This is a genomic window from Natranaeroarchaeum aerophilus (assembly GCF_023638055.1).
In the GTDB taxonomy this organism is placed as follows: domain Archaea; phylum Halobacteriota; class Halobacteria; order Halobacteriales; family Natronoarchaeaceae; genus Natranaeroarchaeum; species Natranaeroarchaeum aerophilum.
Genome location: NZ_JAKRVY010000004.1, coordinates 128,810 through 150,276, shown reverse-complemented (window position 1 = coordinate 150,276; position 21,467 = coordinate 128,810). Strand labels below are relative to the sequence as shown.

Annotated in this window: 15 protein-coding genes and 1 tRNA gene; 8 read left to right on the top strand and 8 right to left on the bottom strand. The window is 60.9% G+C overall.

Features of this window, described 5'->3' with window-relative positions; all coding sequences use genetic code 11:
- The first annotated feature begins 49 nt into the window (after positions 1-49).
- A complete protein-coding gene (locus tag AArcSt11_RS09290) occupies positions 50-838 on the top strand; it encodes a helix-turn-helix transcriptional regulator (protein WP_250596526.1) in 789 nt (262 codons plus the stop codon).
- Positions 839-1,136: 298 nt separating this feature from the next.
- On the opposite strand, the gene AArcSt11_RS09285 is transcribed toward AArcSt11_RS09290, so the two are convergent.
- Together AArcSt11_RS09285 and AArcSt11_RS09280 are read right to left on the bottom strand one after the other, a co-directional pair.
- A tRNA-Ser gene (locus AArcSt11_RS09285) sits at positions 1,137-1,220 on the bottom strand.
- Between the two features lie 53 nt (positions 1,221-1,273).
- Positions 1,274-2,023: a hypothetical protein gene (locus tag AArcSt11_RS09280; protein ID WP_250596525.1), complete on the bottom strand. Its 750-nt coding sequence runs from the start codon at positions 2,021-2,023 to the stop codon at positions 1,274-1,276.
- A gap of 103 nt (positions 2,024-2,126) precedes the next feature.
- Between AArcSt11_RS09280 and AArcSt11_RS09275 the strand changes: the two genes are divergently transcribed.
- From AArcSt11_RS09275 to AArcSt11_RS09265, 3 genes are read left to right on the top strand one after another with little or no spacing between them, the layout of a single operon-like run.
- Complete coding sequence (locus AArcSt11_RS09275) at positions 2,127-3,524, top strand: phosphohexomutase domain-containing protein (protein ID WP_250596524.1); 1,398 nt, start codon at positions 2,127-2,129, stop codon at positions 3,522-3,524.
- Positions 3,525-3,583: 59 nt separating this feature from the next.
- The gene (gene cdd, locus AArcSt11_RS09270) at positions 3,584-3,970 is read left to right on the top strand and encodes a cytidine deaminase (RefSeq protein ID WP_250596522.1); all 387 of its coding nucleotides are present in this window, start codon (positions 3,584-3,586) and stop codon (positions 3,968-3,970) included.
- A gap of 45 nt (positions 3,971-4,015) precedes the next feature.
- Entirely contained in the window at positions 4,016-4,876 is an 861-nt protein-coding gene (locus tag AArcSt11_RS09265; RefSeq protein WP_250596520.1) for a nucleoside phosphorylase, read from the top strand.
- Between the two features lie 13 nt (positions 4,877-4,889).
- Here AArcSt11_RS09265 and AArcSt11_RS09260 read toward each other — a convergent pair whose 3' ends face one another.
- The 3 genes from AArcSt11_RS09260 to AArcSt11_RS09250 form a co-directional block, all read right to left on the bottom strand.
- On the bottom strand, positions 4,890-6,044 hold the full coding sequence (locus AArcSt11_RS09260) for an NAD(P)/FAD-dependent oxidoreductase (protein ID WP_250596518.1): 1,155 nt from the start codon (positions 6,042-6,044) through the stop codon (positions 4,890-4,892).
- Positions 6,045-6,149: 105 nt separating this feature from the next.
- The gene (locus AArcSt11_RS09255) at positions 6,150-6,683 is read right to left on the bottom strand and encodes an Rrf2 family transcriptional regulator (RefSeq protein ID WP_250596516.1); all 534 of its coding nucleotides are present in this window, start codon (positions 6,681-6,683) and stop codon (positions 6,150-6,152) included.
- 143 nt (positions 6,684-6,826) lie between these two features.
- The gene (locus AArcSt11_RS09250) at positions 6,827-7,507 is read right to left on the bottom strand and encodes a metal-dependent transcriptional regulator (protein WP_353617737.1); all 681 of its coding nucleotides are present in this window, start codon (positions 7,505-7,507) and stop codon (positions 6,827-6,829) included.
- A gap of 118 nt (positions 7,508-7,625) precedes the next feature.
- Here AArcSt11_RS09250 and rocF point away from each other — a divergent pair, with 118 nt between their 5' ends.
- On the top strand, positions 7,626-8,531 hold the full coding sequence (rocF, locus tag AArcSt11_RS09245; protein ID WP_250596514.1) for an arginase: 906 nt from the start codon (positions 7,626-7,628) through the stop codon (positions 8,529-8,531).
- On the opposite strand, the gene gyrA is transcribed toward rocF, so the two are convergent.
- Together gyrA and gyrB are read right to left on the bottom strand one after the other, a co-directional pair.
- Positions 8,525-10,984, bottom strand: a complete 2,460-nt coding sequence (gene gyrA, locus AArcSt11_RS09240) for a DNA gyrase subunit A (RefSeq protein WP_250596512.1) — start codon at positions 10,982-10,984, stop codon at positions 8,525-8,527. The two genes, rocF and gyrA, sit on opposite strands and share 7 nt — an antisense overlap.
- 13 nt (positions 10,985-10,997) lie before the next feature.
- The gene (gene gyrB / locus AArcSt11_RS09235; RefSeq protein WP_250596510.1) at positions 10,998-14,210 is read right to left on the bottom strand and encodes a DNA topoisomerase (ATP-hydrolyzing) subunit B; all 3,213 of its coding nucleotides are present in this window, start codon (positions 14,208-14,210) and stop codon (positions 10,998-11,000) included.
- Between the two features lie 196 nt (positions 14,211-14,406).
- Between gyrB and AArcSt11_RS09230 the strand changes: the two genes are divergently transcribed.
- On the top strand, positions 14,407-18,579 hold the full coding sequence (locus AArcSt11_RS09230; RefSeq protein WP_250596508.1) for a DNA topoisomerase VI subunit B: 4,173 nt from the start codon (positions 14,407-14,409) through the stop codon (positions 18,577-18,579).
- Positions 18,576-19,667: a DNA topoisomerase IV subunit A gene (locus AArcSt11_RS09225; protein WP_250596506.1), complete on the top strand. Its 1,092-nt coding sequence runs from the start codon at positions 18,576-18,578 to the stop codon at positions 19,665-19,667. Before AArcSt11_RS09230 ends, AArcSt11_RS09225 begins: the two co-directional genes overlap by 4 nt.
- Before the next feature lie 4 nt (positions 19,668-19,671).
- On the opposite strand, the gene AArcSt11_RS09220 is transcribed toward AArcSt11_RS09225, so the two are convergent.
- Positions 19,672-20,418, bottom strand: a complete 747-nt coding sequence (locus AArcSt11_RS09220) for an MBL fold metallo-hydrolase (protein ID WP_250596504.1) — start codon at positions 20,416-20,418, stop codon at positions 19,672-19,674.
- A gap of 283 nt (positions 20,419-20,701) precedes the next feature.
- Here AArcSt11_RS09220 and AArcSt11_RS09215 point away from each other — a divergent pair, with 283 nt between their 5' ends.
- The gene (locus AArcSt11_RS09215) at positions 20,702-21,460 is read left to right on the top strand and encodes a hypothetical protein (protein WP_250596502.1); all 759 of its coding nucleotides are present in this window, start codon (positions 20,702-20,704) and stop codon (positions 21,458-21,460) included.
- The last annotated feature ends 7 nt before the right edge of the window (positions 21,461-21,467 follow it).

Sequence of the window (21,467 nt, the reverse complement as noted above, 5' to 3'; positions counted from 1 at the left end):
AGGGGGTGCGGAAAACCCGGCAACGTCCCGAGGCCACACGTCACACAAAATGTCAGAGAAACCACACGAAATCGCCGAAATCGTCAACCGACGCTGGGACTGTCTCGACGCAATCGTCGAGGCTCCCGGAGCGAAAGGGGAGCTAGTCGACCGCCTCGAGACACCGCGTTCGACGCTCGATGATATCGTTCGAGAACTCGAACGATCTGGACTCGTCGAGTACGTCGACGGGGAGTGGCGAGCAACTACCGTCGGCTACTATGCACACAACAGCTACGAGCAGTTCGTGGGATCGCTCAAGGGTCTACAGGCAGTAGGCGACGTTCTCGATCCGCTGTGCGACGTTCGGAGCATCGGCCCGGCAATGCTGGACGGTGCAGTCGCACACGAAGCGACTGATCCAGTACCTGATGCCGTAATCGAGGAGTTTCTCGCCCGTATCGATGAGGCAGATCGAATCAGAGGCTTTGCTCCCCGGGCCGTCTCAGGCTACGCCGATACCGTTCCAGAGCGTGCTGCAGAGACCGGCACGACCCTCGAAATGGTGATGACCGAAGATATCTACGATCAGCTATCGACCCTGTATCCCCCCACTGACCGGCCACACTCCGAGCGCGAGTTAGTATCGTTGTTCGCCGGACCTGTCCCCTACGAATACGGCCTCTGGATCGGCGACAATTCTCACGCTGGCCTGATGGTCTACACCGACCACGGTATCAGGGGTCTGATCATCAACGAGTCGGACGCGGCCGTCGAACGGGCGACCGAGCAGTACGAACAGGTCCGCGAAAACGCGACACCGGTCACCGAGCAGGACGGGATCACCGCCGACAGGTGACGCTCTACAGTTCAGTCTGCACAGTAGTCTACCGCCCCCACAGACCGCTCTGAGCCACCACTTCCGATGTTCGAGATAACGTCACAGAAGCGGTGGGGCTGGGGGTGAGCGATCGATATCGATCGCGAACGCCGAATGGCTTTGCCATTCGGAATTTGAACCCGGTGCAAACGCTCGCTGCGCTCGCGTTTGCGTGATTCAAATCCCAGCATGGACGCTTTGCTCCTCACGTCCGTTTACCGAAGCGACAAGTCGCTTCGAGCAGTCGCTCACTCCGTTCGCGACGACCTCGCAAAAGCGGTGGGGCTGGGATTTGAACCCAGGAATCCGTGAGGATACCTGCTCTCAAGGCAGGCGCAATAGGCCGCTCTGCCACCCCACCACGTATGATCGTATACCGGCTGACGGTTAAGAACTAACGGATTCGCCTGACGATCACTCGCGTACCAGAACCGCCTCGCCGTCTTCGTCAGTCACGAACAGTCCGAGGTCGTCGAGTAGTTCCGTCGTATACTGCGGCACGATACGCCCGGCCGTGACGCGCGAGCGGATTCGCGAGCAAAGCGTCAGCAGGTCGTCACCGTCCTCGACGACCGGAAGCGATTCGACGAACTCGATATCGTGACCGGCGTCGTGGCCCCTGGTCGAGAAGGTTTCCAGCGCTGGGGGACGATACACGTCCTCGAAATCGATGGGCTCGGTACAGCCCGCGAAGTAGATGCGTCCGCCCGCGGCCGGACCCAACACGAGTTCGTTGGTTCGGAGCTTCATCGCCGCGCTGTCTATCTGCGACCGACCGAGCAGCGGTGCGCGCGGATCGGCGACGGCAGCGGAGCGAACCCCCTCTTCGTCGAGCAGGTGAGTGATCGTGTTACCCACGCGGGCGGCACGGTTCGATCCGACCTGTACCTCGAAACGGACGTCTACGATGTCGTTGACAGCCGCTGCGGTGAGCGCCCGGAGTTCCGCCTCGGGATCACTATCGTAACGGTCGGGAAGGTCGTCTGCCGCACGGTAGTTCACGAGCAGTTCGCCACCGCTCGCGTCCGCCGCACGGACGACGTCTTTGAACATCGCCGCGTACAGCTCGGCCGCTTCGTCGGCCGAGAGCGGCGACGTGTCCGGCAGACGTGACAACACGAGGTCGGGGCGAGGGAGCGTCGCAGGGACGGCAACCACGGTCATGGCGGACTCTAACTGCCAGCCGGGTTTAAACCCAGCCGTTCGAGTCTGGTGTCGGCGTACTGTTCCGCTGGTGTTTAGGTATGTCCGGGCCCCAGATGTAGTCATGGATCTGTTCGGGACTGCAGGAATACGCGGACCGGTACGGGATCGGGTCACACCCGGGCTCGCGCTGTCAGTCGGACAGGCGCTCGGCAGCTACATTCGCGACGTCGAGACCGACGTGGTACCGACAGTAGTACTCGGCTGGGACGGCCGCGAGACAAGCGAATCTCTCGTCGCGGCGGTCGAGTCGGGCGTCACCAGCGCTGGCGTCGACATTCTTCGGGTGGGGGAACTGCCGACTCCGGCGCTCGCGTCCTGCTCGGAGGGACGATACGGCGTGATGATCACGGCGAGCCACAACCCGCCGACCGACAATGGCATCAAACTGTTCGAGGATGGCAAGGAGTTCGACAGTGGAGCCGAAGGGGAGATCGAACGACTCGTCACCGAAACCGGCGAATCAGCGGCCTGGAACGAGTTCGGAACGTCGGGACGGGCCGACGAACTTGGCACCTACCGCGACCGGATCGCCGAGTACGCCGTCGAAGCACTGGAGACGAACGGTGAAGAGCCGCTCTCCGGCGTCTCCGTTGTCGTCGACTGTGGGAATGGGGTGGCAAGCGTCGCGACGCCGCAGGTCTTGCGCGCACTGGGCGCACACGTTGTCACTCTCAATGCGAACGTCGATGGAACGTTTCCGGGACGGGAGAGCAAGCCGACGCCGGAGACGCTCACAGATTTGCGCGCGTTCCTCCGGGACGGCGAGTTCGACCTGGGTATCGGCCACGATGGGGACGGAGACCGGATCGTCATCGTCGGCCCGGATGGCGATGTCGTCCACGAGGACACCATACTCGCCGTTCTGGCGCGGCACTATGTCGCCGACAGCGAGAGCGAAGATCCGGTCGTTGTCACGACACCCAACGCATCGGCCCGGATCGACGAGGTCGTCCGGGAAGAAGGCGGGCGAACCGAGCGGGTTCGCCTCGGTGCGCTCCACGAGGGAATCGCCCGCGAGCGTGACGCAGGGACCGGGGAGACCGACGTGGTTTTCGCCGCTGAACCGTGGAAGCATATTCATACTGCACTCGGCGGCTGGATCGATGGCGTGGCCAGTGCGGCCGTACTGACTGGACTCGTCGCCTCGGCAGGCGACGTTGCGACGCTCGTCGAACCGATCACCGAACGTCCCTACCGAAAGATCAGCGTTCCGTGTCCTGACGCCGCAAAAACGCCCGCAATGGAGCGTATCGGGCGTGAACTCCCCGATCAGTTTCCGGAAAGTGATGTCTCGACCGAATACGGCGTGCGGATCGAGCTCCCGGACGCCTCGTGGGTACTGGTCCGGCCCAGCGGGACCGAGGAGTACGTGCGGTTCTACGCGGAAAGCGACGAGATCGACAATCTGGTGGAGACGACGCGCGCGGTCGTCGAGGACGCAATCGAAGCTAGCCGATAGCGTACAGGCGATCCAGCCCTGGCGCAGGCTACTTGTAGCCGCTCTGATTATCCCGCTACATGAACGATCTAATCGAACTGGCTCGCGAGGCCCGCGAGTCGTCGTACGCACCCTACTCGGAGTATCACGTTGGCGCGGCGCTCGAAACGAGCGATGGGACGACCTTCACCGGCTGTAACATCGAGAACGCGAACTACTCGAACAGCGTCCACGCGGAGGAACTGGCCCTGTCGGAGGCAGTCCGCGAAGGATACCGTGAGTTCGAACGAATCGCAGTGAGTTCGAGCAAGCTAGACGGGGTCACTCCATGTGGGATGTGTCGACAGAGCCTTGCGGAGTTCTGTCCGGAGGACCTCGAAATCCTGTGTGATGAGGGAGAGAACGTCTCGGCGTACACGCTCGGCGAGCTGATCCCGAACACGATCCACCGGGGAATGCTGGAGTAGCGACTGGCACCGAACTATTTACTGGTTCGTGACAAACGTCGGTCCATGACTGACAACAGCAGAGACCACGCTGACGGCGATACCGACGTCCCCGACGATAGCGAGGACCCAAACGACGAACTCCAGTACCACCTCGAAGTCGGGCCCGGCGATGTCGCCGACGCTGTCTTGCTCCCGGGTAACCCCGAGCGCGTCTCAAAAATAACGGCTCTCTGGGAGGACAGCGAGGAGGTCGGCCGCCATCGCGAGTACGTCACCGAGACCGGAACCTACGACGGTGCACCGATCAGCGTCACCTCGACCGGGATCGGCTCACCATCGGCCGCAATCGCTGTCGAAGAGCTAGCGCGAACCGGCGTGGAGACGTTCATTCGTGTCGGCTCGTGTGGCGCGCTCCAGCCCGAGATGTCGGTTGGCGACCTGATCATTACGACTGGCGCGGTCAGACAGGAGGGCACGAGCGATGAGTACGTCCGCGAGGACTACCCGGCCGCTGCGGATCACGAGGTCGTTTCGGCACTGATCGCCGCCGCGGAGAGACTGGGCCACGAGTACCACACCGGCGTGACGATGAGCGCCGATAGTTTCTACGCTGGGCAGGGACGCCCCGGCTTCGACGGCTTCGAGGCCGCAGGCAGCGACCGCCTCGTCGACGAGTTGCGTGAGGCAAACGTCGCCAACATCGAGATGGAAGCCAGCGCAATCCTGACGCTGGCGAGCGTGTACGGGCTCAGGGCAGGCGCGGTCTGTACCGTCTACGCGAATCGGGAGACCGGCGAGTTCAGAACGGAGGGTGAACGCAAGGCAGCCGAGACGGCGTCGCTGGCGGTCAAACTACTACAGAGGATGGATGAGATCAAAGCCGAGCAGGGGGTCGATCGGTGGCACGCGGGGCTGTCGCTGTAGGTCGGTTCGGGCTCTAGAGGTCGCTCCAGGCTTCTTTCGCGCGCGACCAGGAGGTCAGGTCAGCGATCCAGCGGGCGGCGATGAACTTCTTGAGCGTCTGGGCCGGGACGGAGCCGAACGTCTCGATCGGCATGAACATCACGTCACTCGCGACGGCGTCCTCGCCGATCGAAATAACTGTTCCCTTGTCCTTGTGTGTCCAGGTCTTCAGCGGTCGGTTCTCGATCGCACGGGCGATGTTCTTCCCGGCGACTTCCGCCGCCTGCCAGGCAGCCTGTGCGGTTGGGGGAGCGGGCATCTGACCCTGGTCGATAATCGCGCTGTCGCCGATAGCGAACACCCGCTCGTCGCTCGTCTCGAACGTCGACTCGGCGTTGACGCGGTTGTGCTCTTTCTCCACATCGGCGCTTTCGAGTGCGTCACGGCCGGTGATACCGCCAGTCCAGACGAACACGTCGTACTCGACCGGATCACGGTCGTCAAAGTGGATCGTCGACTCGTCGGCTTCCGTGATCGGATCGTTCGTCAGGATCTCGACGCCAGCGTCCTCGAGCTCCTCGCGGAGCGCCTGCTGGATCCCATCCGATCCCGACGGGAAGATCTCTTCGAGCGCCTCGACGAGCGAGATCTCGATCGGTGCGTTGTGGATATCGCGGAACTCTGCGACTTCGCCTGCAGTCTGGATGCCCGAGAGGCCAGCACCGCCCACGACGACGTGTGCAGGGTCGCTTCGTGTCGCGTTCTCTGCTGCTTCCTTCACTCGCTCGTGGATCGTCAGGGCTTCATCGAGACTTTTCAGGGTGAGCGACTGCTCCTCGAGACCGGGAATCCCGTAGTACGCCGTCTGGCTGCCGAGGGCGACGAGTGTGTAATCGTACTCGACTGGATCGCTCTCTGCCAGTTCGATCACGCGGTCGTCAACGTCCATACCGACGACTTCGTCTTCGATGAACGTCGTCCCCGACGATTTGATCTCCTCGATCGGGATCTTGATGCTTTCCTGTACTTCTGGATTACGAATACAGCGGTGGGATTCGTGTAGAACTAGATGATAATCGGTGTTCGAGATCCAGACGATATCGGCAGTGCCACTCAGTTCTTCTTCGAGTTGTTGTATCGCGCCAGCACCCGCGTAGCCAGCACCGAGTACAACGACCGTGTCCGTCATGGCTCCTACTCAGCAACCCTCCGATACAAAGGCTTTGGATCGGATATCGGGTAGTGAGGGTATACCACACGGTAGCTGCGACAAAAATACAGGAAAGAGACGACTCTAGTGCTGGGGCTCTTCGGCCGGTGCAACCATCTCGTTTAGCTGAAGGATCAGAATGTTATTGGTGTCGTCCTTGCCGTCGACGGTCCCCTCGATCAGTAGCTTCGAGAGCGGCGTCGGGCCGACGGTGACGTCGTCACCTTCGTGAATATCGCGCGAGGACCCCTGCAGATGGATCTCTGCTCGGCAGAGTTCGGGGTGGTGAACGCTACTGAGGTTAATTTCGCTGATGTTAGCGTCTTTGACCGGTTCGCCCTCATGAGCGAGCGGCACCGATGCTGGTTCATCCATTCGCTGGATGTCGAGCGCTTCGAAGGCGGTCGCAGTCGGTTTGTAACCGCCTTTCGGTCCGGGCACGCCCTCGACCAGCTGGAGCGCTTTCAGGCTCTGCATCTGGTTACGGATCGTTCCCGGGTTCCGGTCTACTTCTTCTGCGATGTCTTCGCCCTTGACTGCGTCTTCGGCCTCCCCGTGGAGATTGATCAGCGCCGTGAGGATCGTTTTCTGGCTGGGAGTCAGCTCAATCGATGACATACTGGATTATTCGAAACAGATCCTCTTAAATGCGGCGAATAGGGCCGTTTTCCTTTCGAAGCAAGTCGCTTGACCATCAAACCCTAGCGAACGGATAGCAATCCGACGTATTCCGTAAAGTTTGTCCATCCCCCACATGCAGCTCAGTTCGTCGGTCGTGTCGCGGACAGTGTATCTACCTCAACATGCGCTGCGATCCGCTCCGGTAGTGATACGGTCTCGTCGGCGACCTGTACGGTAACCATTCCGAACGGTGCGACTTCGTCGATCTCTAGCTCGACGCCGGGGTCGATACTATGATCTGACAGGTACTGCAGCACGGCCGGATCCTGATCGCTGATGCGGTCGACGATGACGCGATCGCCTTCATCGAACTCCGTGAGCCGATCGCCCGCACCCTCGACTGGCGGGTCGAGTTCCGCGTTGGGGATCGGATCACCGTGGGGATCGACCTCTGGATCGCCGAGCGCTTCGACGACACGTTCCTCGAACTTCTCGCTGATGTGGTGTTCGAGTCGATCCGCCTCCTCGTGGACTTCGCTCCAGTCGTAATCCAGTCGTTCGGTGAGATATGCTTCGAGGAGCCGATGATGACGGACCACTTCGAGTGCAACACGCTCGCCGTCCTCGCTCAGCACGACCCCCTTGTACTTCTCCCGATCGACCAATCCTCGCTCTTCGAGTTTGTCGATCATGCTGGTGACCGTTGGCGACGTGACGTCGAGATACTCAGCGATCTCCGAGGTCTTGATCCGCCCCTCTCGGTTCTGTTCCAGGTGATAGATCACCTTCAGATAATCTTCCATGACGTCGCTGAGCATCATCGTGATGGGAATTAGCCCCGGCTAACTTGTATATCTACCGTCGTTCGGTCCAGTATTAGATGTCTCAATTGTATCACTACACCGCACAACTATACTGTCGGTATGTGTAGCCCCGTGTATGCAACGTACCGTTCGGATCATTGGCGCGCCGACGGACTACGGGACCAACAGGCGCGGCGTCGATATGGGACCATCGGCGATCAGGTACGCGGGACTCGGGGAGCGTCTCGACGAATCGGGTCGACAGACAACCGACGTCGGGGACCTCTTTGTCGCCCGGACCGCCGAGCAGGGCGCGCATCCCACTGACGCGAACGCGCGGCATCTCGACGAGACGCGGGACGTCTGCGAGCGTATCGAACGGGAGGTAGAAGACGCGATCGAGAGCGACGAGGTACCCCTCCTGCTCGGTGGCGACCACTCGGTGGCGATCGGGACTGTCAACGGAGCCGCTCGCAGTTCATCGATCGGCGCAGTCTGGTTCGATGCTCACGGCGACTTCAACACGCCGAGTACGTCCCCATCCGGGAACGTCCATGGGATGCCGCTTGCGGCATTGCTGGGTCGCGGTGCATTCGAGGAGATGGACTGGGCCAGGGCGGACGGATTGCGTGAGGAAAACGTCGCCATCGTCGGCGTCAGAACCCTCGACGAGCACGAGCGCGAGCAGCTCCGTGAAAGCGATATCACCGTGTTCACGATGTCGGAGATCGACACGCGTGGGCTGACCGATGTCGTCGCCGACGCACTGGCGACTGCAACCGATGGCGTCGACGGCTTTCACGTCAGCCTCGACATGGACTGGCTCGATCCGCAGATTGCCCCCGGTGTCGGGACACCCGTGCGTGGCGGGGCGACATACAGAGAGGCACACGCTGCAATGGAACAGGTCGCAGAACAGGACGATGCGTCGCTACGCTCGATCGAAGTCGTCGAAGCGAACCCGATTCTGGACGAGCAAAACGAGACTGCGGAACTTGCCACCGAACTGGTGACGAGTGCGCTCGGCAAGCGAATCTACTGATTGTCGGCCGCGGGGAGCACGTCGACGCTCGCGACGGCATCGCCCTCGTCAACGTCCATCACGGTCACGCCCATCGTGTTCCGGCCGACTTCCGATATGTCGGCCGCCGGGATCCGCATGATCTGGCCGCGTTCGCTCATCAGGGCGAGGTGATCGTCCTCGCTGACGGACTTGACGGTCGTCACCGGACCGTTTCGCTCGCCCGTCTTGATATCGATCAGTCCCTTTCCGTACCGGGACTGGCAGCGATACTCGGAGAGTGGCGTTCGTTTGCCGTAGCCATTCTGGGTCACAGTCAGCAATGCGTTCTCGTCGTCCTCGTCGGTCGCGACCATTCCGGCGACCCGATCGCCATCCTGTAGCTTGATGCCACCGACGCCGCGAGTGTTCCGTCCCATCTGTCGGACGTCGCTCACGTCGAACCGGATCGTCATCCCACCTTCCGTGGCGAGCACGATATCCTTCGAGTCGTCGGTAACCGCGACATCGACGAGTTCGTCGCCGTCTTCGAGGTTTGCCGCGATAATCCCCGTCGAGAGGACGTTCTCGAACTCGGTTGCCGCGGTGCGTTTCACGTAGCCGTCCCGGGTCGCCATCGTGACGCACTCGTCGGACTCGAACTCGTCGGTCGCAACGACGGCGGTGATCTCCTCGCCGTCGTCCAGATTGATCAGGTTGATCGCGGACTTGCCGCGGGCCGTCCGGCCCATCTCGGGGATCTCGTAGGTCTTGAGCTGGTAGACCTGTCCGTGATTGGTGAAACACAGGAGATAGTCGTGGGTATTCGCGCGGAACACCTTCGAGACCCGATCCTCGGCCTTGACGTCCGCACCGATGATCCCCTTCCCGCCGCGACCCTGCGGGTCGAAGTTTGCGGCGGGCATCCGCTTGACGTAGTCGTCTTCGGTGATGACGACGACGACCTCCTCCTCGGCGATGAGATCCTCGTGGGTGACCGTCCCGACGTCCTCGATGATCTTCGTCCGTCGGTCGTTGGCGTACTCGTCTTTGATCTCCAGCAGCTCCTCTTTGATGACGGAGAGCAGTTCGCTCTCGTCACCGAGAATCGTCTCAAGTCGTTCGATCGTCGCCTGAACGCTCTTGTACTCCTGTTCGATCTCCTCGCTTTCGAGCGAGGTCAGGCTCCCGAGTTGCATCCTGACGACGTGTTCTGCTTGCTCCTCGGAGAACTCGAAGTCCTCGCGCAGGCGCGTTTTCGCGGCGTCGCGGTCCTCTGAATCCTGAATCGCCTCGACGACGTCATCGACGTGTTCGAGCGCGTGCAGACGGCCTTCGAGGATGTGAGCCCGGTCCTCCGCTTCGGCGAGGTCGTACTCGCTGCGGCGTCTGACGACCTCCTTTCGGTGCTCGACGTACTCTTCGAGCGTCTCCTTGAGCGTCAGAACCCGCGGCTGGCCGTCGACCAGCGCGAGGTTGATCACGCCGAAGGTCCGTTCGAGGTGGCTCTCCAGTAGCTGGTTTTTCACCAGCTCGACGTTCGCTCCGCGCTTGCACTCGATGACGACGCGAACACCGTTTCGGTCGGACTCGTCGCGCAGATCGCTGACGCCCTCGATCTTGCCCTCGTTGATGTCCTCTGCGATCCGCTCGACCATCCGTGCCTTGTTCTCCTGGAAGGGGATCTCGGTAACGACAATCCGGTCGCGGCCGGTCTCGGTCTCTTCGAGTTCCATCTCTGCACGCACGCGGATCCGTCCGCGGCCGGTCGAGTACGCCGAGTAGATGGCGTCCCGCCCGACGATATTCGCGCCCGTCGGGAAGTCGGGACCCTTGATGTGGTCCATCAGTCCGTCGATTCCGACATCGGGGTTGTCGATCAACTCGACTGTCGCGTCGATCACCTCGCCGAGGTTGTGTGGCGGGATGTTCGTGCTCATCCCGACCGCAATCCCCGAGGAGCCGTTAACGAGCAGGTTCGGGAACGCCGAGGGCAGGACCTCCGGCTCGGTCAGTCGGTCATCGTAATTTGCCTGAAAGTCGACTGTATCCCTGTCGATATCCTCCAGCAACTCCTCGGCGAGCGGCCCCATCCGGGCCTCCGTATAGCGCATCGCAGCCGCGGGGTCGCCGTCCATAGAACCGAAGTTCCCCTGCCCATCGACGAGGGGATGGCGCATCGAGAAGTCCTGTGAGAGCCGCACCAGCGTATCGTAGATCGCCTTGTCGCCGTGAGGGTGGTAATCACCCATCGTCTCACCGACGACCGAGGATGACTTGCGGTGGGACGATCGACTCGTCACACCCATCTCGTTCATCGCGTAGAGAATCCGTCGATGAACGGGTTTGAGCCCGTCCCGGACATCCGGCAGGGCGCGGCCCGCGATGACGCTCATCGCGTAGTCGATGTAACTTTGCTCCATCTCGTCTTCGACGCGGACGTGCTCGACGCGCGCGGCGTCGACGTCCGTCGGATCGGGTACGTCTGAACTCATACTAAAACCTCCATTAGATGTCAACCCATTCGGCTTCCGGCGCGTGTTCCTTGATGAACTCCTTGCGCGGTTCGACGGCATCGCCCATCAGCACCGAGAACATCTTGTCCGCAGCGGCAGCGTCCTCGATGTTGATCTGCTTGAGAACACGGTTCTCCGGGTTCATCGTCGTCGCCCAGAGCTGTTTGGGATTCATTTCGCCAAGCCCCTTGAATCGCTGGACCTGGGTTGGGTTCCCGTTACACTTTTCTTCGACGATCTCCTCGCGCTCGGCCTCTGTCATCGCGTCGTAGGTGTTGCCGTTGTACCGGATCCGGTAGAGCGGCGGTTGTGCGGCGTACACGTAGCCCGCTTCGAGTAGTGGTTTCAGGTGTCGATAGAACAGCGTCAACAGGAGCGTCCGGATGTGGGCCCCATCGACGTCGGCGTCGACCATCAGTACGATTTTCTCGTAGCGCGATTCCTCGATGTCGAACTCGTCGCCGATCCCTGCCCCGATGGCGGTGATCATGTTCCGGATCTCGTCGTTTTCGAGGATCCGATCGAGACGGTGTTTCTCGACGTTCAGGATCTTCCCGCCGAGCGGCAGGATTGCCTGGAACTCGGGATTGCGGCCCTGTTTGGCGCTGTTGTGCACGAACACCCCCGATTCGAGAGCGAAGTTGTGGGTTCCGGGTACTTCGATATCGTAGACATCCTCTGTCCGGTCGAGTCGTTCCACGGAATGGACGGTGTGATTGTGGGATTCAACAGCCTCTATCATTGCTGACTCGTCCTCGAAGAACTTCTCGATAGTCGTCGCTTTGGTCAGGAGGTTGGGATCGTCCTCCTCCCGTCGCAACTCGTCGTAGTTTTCGAGAGACCCACTGGTTTCGAGGACCTCCTTCATGAACGGGATGGTGTTCTCGTAATAGGTTTCGTTGTACGCCTCCATCCGTTCCTCTCGGAACTCCTCGGTCCACTGCTCCTCCGTCTTCTTACTTCGCCACTCCAGCAGTTCTTCATCGTTCCACTGCTCAAGTGCTTCTTTTCGCCGCTTTTTTACTGCCCCTGGGTTGTTCTCGTAGTACTTTTCAACACGCTCGGACTGTTCCTTTCGGTTTTGCTCGTCCGACCAGTACTTTTGTGCTTCCTCTGTGAGACGTTGGCGGACCCGCTCTCTGTAGCCAGGGTTATTTTCGTAGTACTCTTGCCACGCGTCCATCATATAGGCCTTGTACTCGTCGTCTTCCCACTGTTTTTTGGCCTGTTCGCGTAAGATCTCGACAGTTTCGTCTCGTTGCATCCGCTCGCTCATCATCTCACGGAACTCCTCGGATTGTCGTAATTCCCGAAGCTTCTCCCACACTTCGTCCGTGTGAAGCGTCTCCGCCGCGTGTTCTCGGTGAAGCTCTATATGCTCGTCACGAGGGAGACGTTCGATGTTGTCGGGGCGGTTATTTCGTTTGTCGAAATCGACGTGATGTTTGTGGTCTCCATCATCCGGGCTGTACGTGCCGTTTTCAAGATTGTACCGATCAGCGAGCAAGTGGGTGAACTCCCAGAAACCCCGCATAGCGGGCTGTTTGACCATCTCGTAACCGTCGATAGTGATGTTCTCCTCGGCGGTATCGGATGTCTTTCGGTACAGCGGCATCAGAGACTGACCCGCATCAAGTTCGGCAGCCTCGCAGTAGCTGCCATCCCTGAGCATGAACTCGTGGTCTGGTGTGCAGCGGATTGACTCTCCGTTGTCCAGCGTCACTTCGACCAGTTCGGCGTCCTCTTTCGTAATACGTGGATGTTCGACCCGGCCGATACCGATCGTCCCGTCGTCTTCCACCGTGTAGCAGTAGTGGCGTTGGCCGTTCTCGTACTCCTCGACGAGTTGCTCGAACGAAATGGACCGTCCTGAGGCGAGTGCGACTTCCGTGTCTCCGGTAAAGCAACCTCCGGCGCTGTCGCCTTCCACAATGAACAGTTCGGACTCGCTCGGATCACGTGTCTGGCAGTCGGCGAGTTTCCCCGGAAGCGCGGTCGAGTCGAGTGCGCTCTTCCGGCGTGTCAGTTCCTCTGCTTTTTTGGCGGCTTTCCGTGCCTTGGCCGCTTCGACCGCCTTCGAGACGACTGCGGTCGCGATATCCGGATTCTCCTCGAAGAACGTGCCGAGCCCGTCGTGCATCGTCCCCTCGACGATGCCCCGTACTTCGCTGTTGCCGAGTTTCGTCTTCGTCTGGCCCTCGAACTGCGGGTCGGGGTGTTTGATCGAGACGACCGCGGTCAGCCCCTCGCGGATGTCCTCTCCCTTGAGGTTCTCGTCGAGGTCTTTGAGAAGGTCGTTCGACTTGGCGTAGTCGTTGACGACGCGGGTTAGGGCGGTCTTGAAGCCGGTCAGATGCGTCCCGCCCTCGCGCGTGTTGATGTTGTTGGCGAAGGCATGAATCGATCCCTGTAGCTCGTCGGTCGCCTGCATGGCGACCTCGACCTGGATATCGTCTTCCTCGGCCTCGAAGTAGATGACCTCCTCGTGGAGCCGCGTTTTCGTCTCGTTGAGGTACTCGACGAACTCTTTGATCCCGCCCTCGTAGCGGAAGGTGTCTTCCTCGCCGTCGCGGTCGTCCTGCAGGCTGATCTCGACACCGGAGTTGAGAAAGGCCAGCTCCCGGAGCCGGTTGGCCAGCGTCGAGTACTCGAACTCGCCGGTCTCGAAAATCTCGTCGTCGGGCCAGAAGCGGATCTCCGTCCCCGTTTCTTCGTCCGGTTCGAGATCACGAACCCGCTCGACGCCGTATTCGGGTTCGCCGTGGTCAAAGCGCTGCTTCCAGACGGCACCGTCCCGACGTACCTCGACTTCGAGCCATTTCGAGAGCGCGTTGACGACGCTGACGCCGACGCCGTGGAGTCCACCCGAGACCTGGTAGGACTTGTTGTCGAACTTCCCACCGGCGTGGAGGACGGTCATGATGACCTCCAGAGCGGGTCGGTCGTGTTTCTCGTGGGTATCGACGGGGATTCCGCGCCCGTCGTCGCTGATCGAGACCGAGTCATCGTCGTGGATCGTCACCGTGATCGAATCACAGTGCCCGGCCAGTGCCTCATCGATGGAGTTGTCGACCACCTCGTAGACGAGATGGTGCAACCCCCGAGAGTCTGTAGAACCGATATACATCGCAGGGCGCTTTTGGACAGCCTGGAGTCCTTCGAGGACCTGTATCTGTCCAGCGCCGTACTCCGTTTCCTCGGACATTAAAATCTGTTACCGTCTAGTCTTTCGGGGGTGATAAAGTTCACGTACGCGCGCGAGCGCGCTCGGCCACAACCCATTTATGATGGGGTTACCTTCTGGCCCAAACTGAATTCGGGCGAGCGAACCGGCCCGGACAGTTTCACTTTCACTCCGCCAACGAATGGGTTTTATTGTCCCCACTGCTAACCGTCCCGTAATGACTTCGTTTCAACAGACGCTCGGCGAGGACGAGGGCATCGCCGAGGAGCTGGCCGAAAGCCAGCGGGCAATCTCGATTGCCGAGTTCTTCGAGAAGAACAAGCACATGCTCGGCTTCGACAGCGGCGCTCGCGGGCTCGTTACCGCTGTCAAGGAGGCGGTCGACAACTCGCTCGACGCCGCCGAGGAAGCTGGAATTCTCCCCGACATCTACGTCGAAATTCAGGAAGCCGGTGACTACTACACGCTGATCGTCGAGGACAACGGGCCCGGTATTACCAAAGAACAGCTCCCGAAAGTCTTCGGGAAGCTGCTGTACGGCAGCCGGTTCCACAAGCGAGAGCAGTCCCTGACACGTGGTCAGTGCCTGCTCGTCAAACGTGATGGCGAGGTCGAGTTTGTCCCGATCGGCGAGCTCTGTGATAGCTACCTCGGGGACGATGGGGCCGAAACTGCAATGATCCCGGATGACGTCAAAGCGCCCGCGTTCAACCGAGAGACCCACGAGATGACGTGGGAGCCAGTCACCCACGCGATCCGGCACGAGACCGATGCCCGGACCTACGAAATCACGACCGAAAAGGGCCGAACTGTCGAGGTGACGGGCGATCACAGCCTGTTTTCGGTGACGAAAGACGGCGAGACAAAAGAGCTTGCAGCAGGCGAAATCGAGGCCGGCGACTCGCTTCTGACGCCACGACGTCTTCCAGGACCCGACGAACGAGTGGACTCGGTCAACGTTCTCGAACACCTCTCGCCCGAACAACTGGAGGGCCGCCGAGTGTATGTCTACGGCTTCGACCGGGAGACGATCGCGGAACTTCGCTCGGAGGAGACGATCAGAAAGAAACCCTCCGAAGACAGCGACCGGAAACGCTACTACTACACTCACGACGGCGTCGAGATCCTCCGGGACAGCGTCGAGCAAAACTATATCGAGGACGGCTACCTGCCCGCGGAGACCGTGCTCGAACTCGGCTGGGAGGAGAAGGCGGCCGACTGCGAGCTGAAAACGTATCAGGTCGGTGGGGAAGAGTCGACGATGCCGGTCACGCTAGCGGTCGATGACGCCCTTGTCGAACTGCTGGCGTACTACGTTTCCGAAGGACACGTCGGTGACCGACAGGTCGGGTTCACGTTTGGCTCACACGAGGATGGGCTGATCGAGGCGACCGAATCGGCGGTTGCCGGCATCACGGGCTCGTCGACGACTGTCCAGCGCGAGCGAAATTCGACCCGAGTGAAGGCCTTTGGCTCGCCGCTCGCGATGTTTCTGGAAGCGGCGTGTGGTTCCGGCGCGACCGAAAAGCAGGTTCCGGGCTTCGTGTTCGAGATCGATCCAGCGCTTCAGCAGCGGTTTATCGCAGCGCTGTATCAGGGCGATGGCTCCGAGGCGCATCCGGCCAACGAGCTCTCACACACGACGACCAGCGAGACGCTCGCACGACAGCTCTCGGTGCTCTGGAACATGCATGGCGTGCTCGCGAGCACCGAGGAACTGGAAGGTCACGGCGGCTATGCCGACAATCCCGCGACGGCATACCGGACCAAGGTGTACGGCGAGGACGTCAACCTCTCGGACGTGTTCTCCGAGAAACGCCGACCGGGCAAGCAGGGATACAAGCGGATCCCGACCGCTCTACTCGACGACGTGCGCGCCGACGAGACGGGCTACGAAACGGTCCCGGACACGATTCCTGGACTGCTCGCAGGTGCTGGGATCGGCTCGAACTTCGAGCATGCGGCCGAGTATCAGGCGATCATCGAGGACGCGCTTGCGGGCGACGACGTCGATACGCCCCGGTACGTCTACAACCTGAAAGAGAAGGGCTTGCTCGACGAGGATGGCAGGCCGACTCAACAGCTCGAACAGCTCTGGGAGACGATCGGAAATCTGCAGGGATTCACGGAGTCCGATATGTGTCTCCTACCAGTCAAGAGCGTCGAGGAGACCGAGCCGCCGGAGTACGTATACGACATCTCGGTTCCCGGTGCAACTGGCACAGACGAGAACTTCGTCGTGGCCAACGAGGGCGCCCTCAGCGTCAAGAACAGCCGCGGCCAGCAGGGGATCGGTATCTCTGCGGCCGTGCTCTACTCCCAGCTTACCAGTGGCAAACCGGCCAAGATCACGAGCCGGACGAAAGGTTCGTCCGAGGCCGAGTACTTCGAGCTCGTGATCGACACGGACACCAACGAGCCGGAGATCCGCTCAGAGGAGACCACCTCGTGGGATCGCACGCACGGCACCCGTATCGAAATCGAGATGGAGGCGAACATGCGGGCGCGCTCGCAGCTCCACGATTACATCAAACACACCGCGGTCGTCAACCCGCACGCCCGTGTCGAGTTGAAAGAGCCACAGGAACATTTCAAGTTCGAGCGCGCCGAGGAGGCCGAGTTGCCCGCCGAAACCGAGGAGATACGCCCACACCCACACGGCGTCGAACTCGGAACCGTGCTGAAGATGCTCGACGCGACCGACTCCCATTCGGTCTCGGGCTTCCTCCAGAACGAGTTTACGCGCGTGGGCAAGAAGACCGCAGACAGTGTCATCGACGCGTTCCGTGACCGACATTATGGCCGCGAGATGACGTGGAGTTCGCCGGGGGCACACGAGGCAGGGGTCGCCGAGGCGGTCATCGAGGCGACCAACGGCAAGAGCCCCGAGGCGACCGAGGCGTTCGGCGAGGCCGTCGAGAACGAACTCGCGGACGGAGGGACCATCGCCCACCACGACGTCGTCGCTGCGGTCCGTGAAGCAGCGAATGAGATCGGCCACCAGTACGACACGACGCTCGGGGAGACGGTTCGCGAGAACGTCGTCGCGGCAGTCTGGATAACAGTGACCGAGGGACTGCTCCCGAGCGAGACGGACGAGGAAGCCGAGGACGGGGGCCGCGAAGAACCTGGACGGCGTGCAGCCGACCTCTACGGCATCGTGGATGACGCGACGAGCACCCGGAAAGACGATGCCGCTGTCGAAGGGATCGCGGATCGGTTGGCCGCGAAGTTCGCTGATAGTGACGACAGCAGGGACCGAACGACCCACGACGGGCTACGGGAGTACGTCGACCGCTCGGCGGATATGCTCGAAGAACACGGCGACGTGACCTTCGGTGAGACGGCCCGTGAGAACGTGCTGGAAGCGGTCTGGGAGCGGATGAAGACTGTGCCCGACGATCCGCCGAAGGTCTCAACGATTGCGGACAGCCGCGACACGGCCAGCGAGTTGCTGGAAGCCATGCGCGAGACGTCGATCATGTCACCGCCGACGAACTGCCTGTCGCCGATCAGCGACACGCTGGTCGAGGCGGGGCTTCGCAAGGAGTACGACGCCGATTTCTACGCGGCGTCGACGCGAGATGCGGATGTCCACGGCGGTGACCCCTTTATTGTCGAGGCGGGGATCGCCTACGGCGGTGACCTGCCCGCTGAGGGATCCGCGGAGGTCCTGCGCTTTGCCAACCGCGTGCCGCTGGTGTACCAGCGCGGAGCCTGTGCGACCACTGACGTGATCAAGGGAATCGGCTGGCGGAACTACAACCTCGATCAGCCCGGCGGTAGCGGCGTCCCGAACGGGCCAGTCGTGATCATGATTCACGTCGCCTCGACGAACGTCCCCTTCACGAGCGAATCCAAGGACGCCATCGCGAACGTCCCGGAGATCGAAGACGAGATCGAACTGGCGATCCGCGAGGCGGCCCGTGAGCTCAAAAGCTACCTCAAGAAGCGCCAGTCGATGCAGAAACGCCAGAAGAAACAGGACGTCCTCGCAGATATTCTGCCCGAAATGGCCGAAAAGGTCTCGGAAGTGACGGGGCAGTCGAAGCCAAACTTCGACGACGCACTCGCGCGGATCATGAACAACGTGCTCGTCGACCGGGCGGTCGAGGAGAACGGCGACGCGAGCACGGTAAACCTGATCGTAGAGAACAACACGACCACGAACGAGTCGATCGAACTGACCGATATCGTCACGGCCGAGCCCACCGACCTTCCCGAGGACGCGACAGTCGTCGAGATGGACGGCGAGTGGTTCGTCAAGTGGTCGCCGACGGTCGACAGTGGAGAGGAGGCCACGCTCTCGTATGATATCGATAGCGAGGCGACGTTCGACGTGACGGTAGAGGGTGTCGAAGACGTGAAACTGACGGTGAACGACCAATGAGTTCAGATACCAACACGGAAGCCCAGAAGAAGCTGATCGACCTCGCAGCGGACTTTTACGACCAGTTCGACCGCGGGGAGATCCCGGAGATGACGCTGCCGACCCGGACGAAAACGAACATCGAGTACGACGAGGATTCGGACGTCTGGGTGTACGGCGATCGCGAAAGCACGCGCTCGGCAAACAGCATCCGCGGCGCGCGCAAACTGCTCAAGGCGGCCTACACCATCGAGTTTCTCGACAACCAGCTCGAGGAGGATCGCTCCTCAACCCTGCGTGAGCTGTACTATCTCTCGGAGTCGTGGGACTCCGAGGAAGCCCAGTTCTCGACGCAGGACGAGTCCAACCAGCTCATCGAGGACCTCGAAATCGTCTCGGATGTCCGCCGTGAGGACTTCCACATGCGCCCCGAGGAGTCGGGCGCGAAGGTGATGGGGCCGCTGCTCCTCCGCGAGCAGACCCGACGCGGCGATCGGGATATCCACTGCCAGAAAGACGTCGGGCAGGGCGGCTACCAGATCCCGAACAACCCCGACACGATCGAGTTTCTCGAATGTGATGCCGACTTCGTGCTCTCCGTCGAGACCGGCGGTATGCGCGACCGGCTGGTTGAGAACGGCTTCGACGATGAGTACAACGCGATCGTTGTCCATCTGGGCGGCCAGCCCGCGCGGGCGACCCGCCGACTGATGAAGCGGTTCCACGACGAACTCGGCCTACCGGTGACCGTGTTCACTGACGCCGACCCGTGGTCCTACCGAATCTACGGCTCGGTGGCGTACGGCTCGATCAAATCTGCCCACCTCTCGGAGTATCTCGCGACGCCCGAAGCACAGTTCATCGGCCTCCGCCCCGAGGATATCGTCGAGTACGACCTTCCGACCGATCCGCTCTCGGATTCGGATATCAACGCCCTGGAGAGCGAACTCGAGGATCCCCGGTTCCAGACCGACTACTGGAAAGAACAGATCGAGATTCAGCTCGATATCGGCAAGAAGTCCGAACAGCAGGCGCTTGCCTCCCGGGGCCTTGACTTCGTGACCGATACCTACCTGCCGGTTCGGCTCGAAGAGATGGGGATCATCTAGTTCTTCAGGACTCGTCCAGCGCCACGGGGACGCCCCGTCGGGCCACGTCGACCGCGAACGCATCCGAATCCGCCTCCAGCGCCTCGAACGTGTTGTAATGGATCGGCAGCGTAAGGTCCGGGTCGAGTGCTTCGGCGAGGTCGGCGGCGTCATGCCGATTCATCGTGTAGTTCTTACTGATCGAGGGCAGGAAGACGTCGACATCGAGCTGTTCGTGACCGTCCAGCACGTCCGAATCGCCCGGCCAGAAGACGGTGGTATCACCGAACGTGAGATGATAGCCCACGCCGATCCCTTCGGGGTGGATCGGCTCGCCGTTCGCGTCGACGTTCGGCCCGTCCGGCCTGTTGTACGCCGGGAGCGTCCGGACGATGACGTCCTCGATCAGTTCGTCGGTCTCGTCGTCGACTTTCACGAGGTCGTAGGGCAGGTCCTCCAGTCGCTCGACATCTCGGTCGATCCCCGGGGCGTAGACGGCGTCGTAGGCGACGACCGTGGCGTCCTCGCTCGCGACCCGGCGAACGCCATCCGAGTCGTAGTGATGATCGTGCGTGATACAGACGAGATCGCCGTCCTGGGCGTCGTAGTCCTGTGCCGGTGGGTGGCCGACATCCCGACCATCTGGCGTCCACTCGCCGGTCAGGACGCCGTATCGGCCGGGATCAAGGTAGACCACGGTGTCCTCGTGTTCGATCCGAACGGTCGCGTAGCCGAGCCAGTCGATGGTGAGGTCGCGGTATGTGACGGTCATGGTTACACGATGGGCGAGGGTTTCGTTAAGCGTTCGGCTTCGCGCGGATGCGAGCCAGAATGGCTAGTTTCTAACTTCGAAAACTGTAGTATCACACTACAGTAGCTGTATCTATTAACTTCAGATTTTATAGTATTGAGTATGAGTGTCTCGAGTAGCCAGAATTTGCCCAGCCCTGCTACAGATGATTTCGGGGAGCAAGGCCCGCCTGTCAGGGTCGCGGGGATGTCAAAGCCGAAACACAATACTAATAACTTGTTGAAAACGACTTCCGTGCATCCAGATGGTGAGTGGAATCAATCGAACCCAGTCGATTACGGACGGGCTCCGATATTTTACACCCCGCTCTACACGCACGCATCGGGCCGCGTACGGCCTGGGGTTCAGTATCTGGCTCCTCTCGATTGTGGCCACGCCATTCGTTGTCACCGGGGATGCAACCACAATCGCATTGCGATCGACGCTTGTCGCAGCGACCATCACGAGCGTCTACTTCGTAGTGCTGTACCTGCTGGCAATTGGCTCTCCTGTTGGAAACCTCATAGCGCCAGGCGCTTTCGTCGCCGTGACACCCGGTCCGCTCTATCGCCTGCTACTGCGGGATGTCAGTGTGTCGAATCCGGTCGTCGTTCCGTTTACTGGAGAAGCTGGATTCGCCATACCCGGACTGCTCGTAGGACTGTTTCTGCCTGCAGTGGCGCTCACCGGTATCTACACTGTTCGTCGTCGGCCACGCGAATGGGAGGCGAATATCATGCCTGACGGATTTAGTTTCATCGAGCTCGTCAACGAGCAAGGTGAGCGGACGCGCAGGTCGCCTGTGACCGAAGCACTGCCACAGAAATACGGATCCGTGGGAGTAGCAGTGCTTGTCCTTTCGATCGGTATCAACGGAGTCCTCTCGGTCGCGCTGCCCACGTATATCACGTCATCGGGCGATATCATCTGTTCGCTCGTCGTCCTCCTGGGAGCGATGTTTGTGTATTTCAAGGAAGCGTCTTCTGACGAGCCGACCACAGCCGGCGGCCGCCCCCCAAACTAGTCCACCC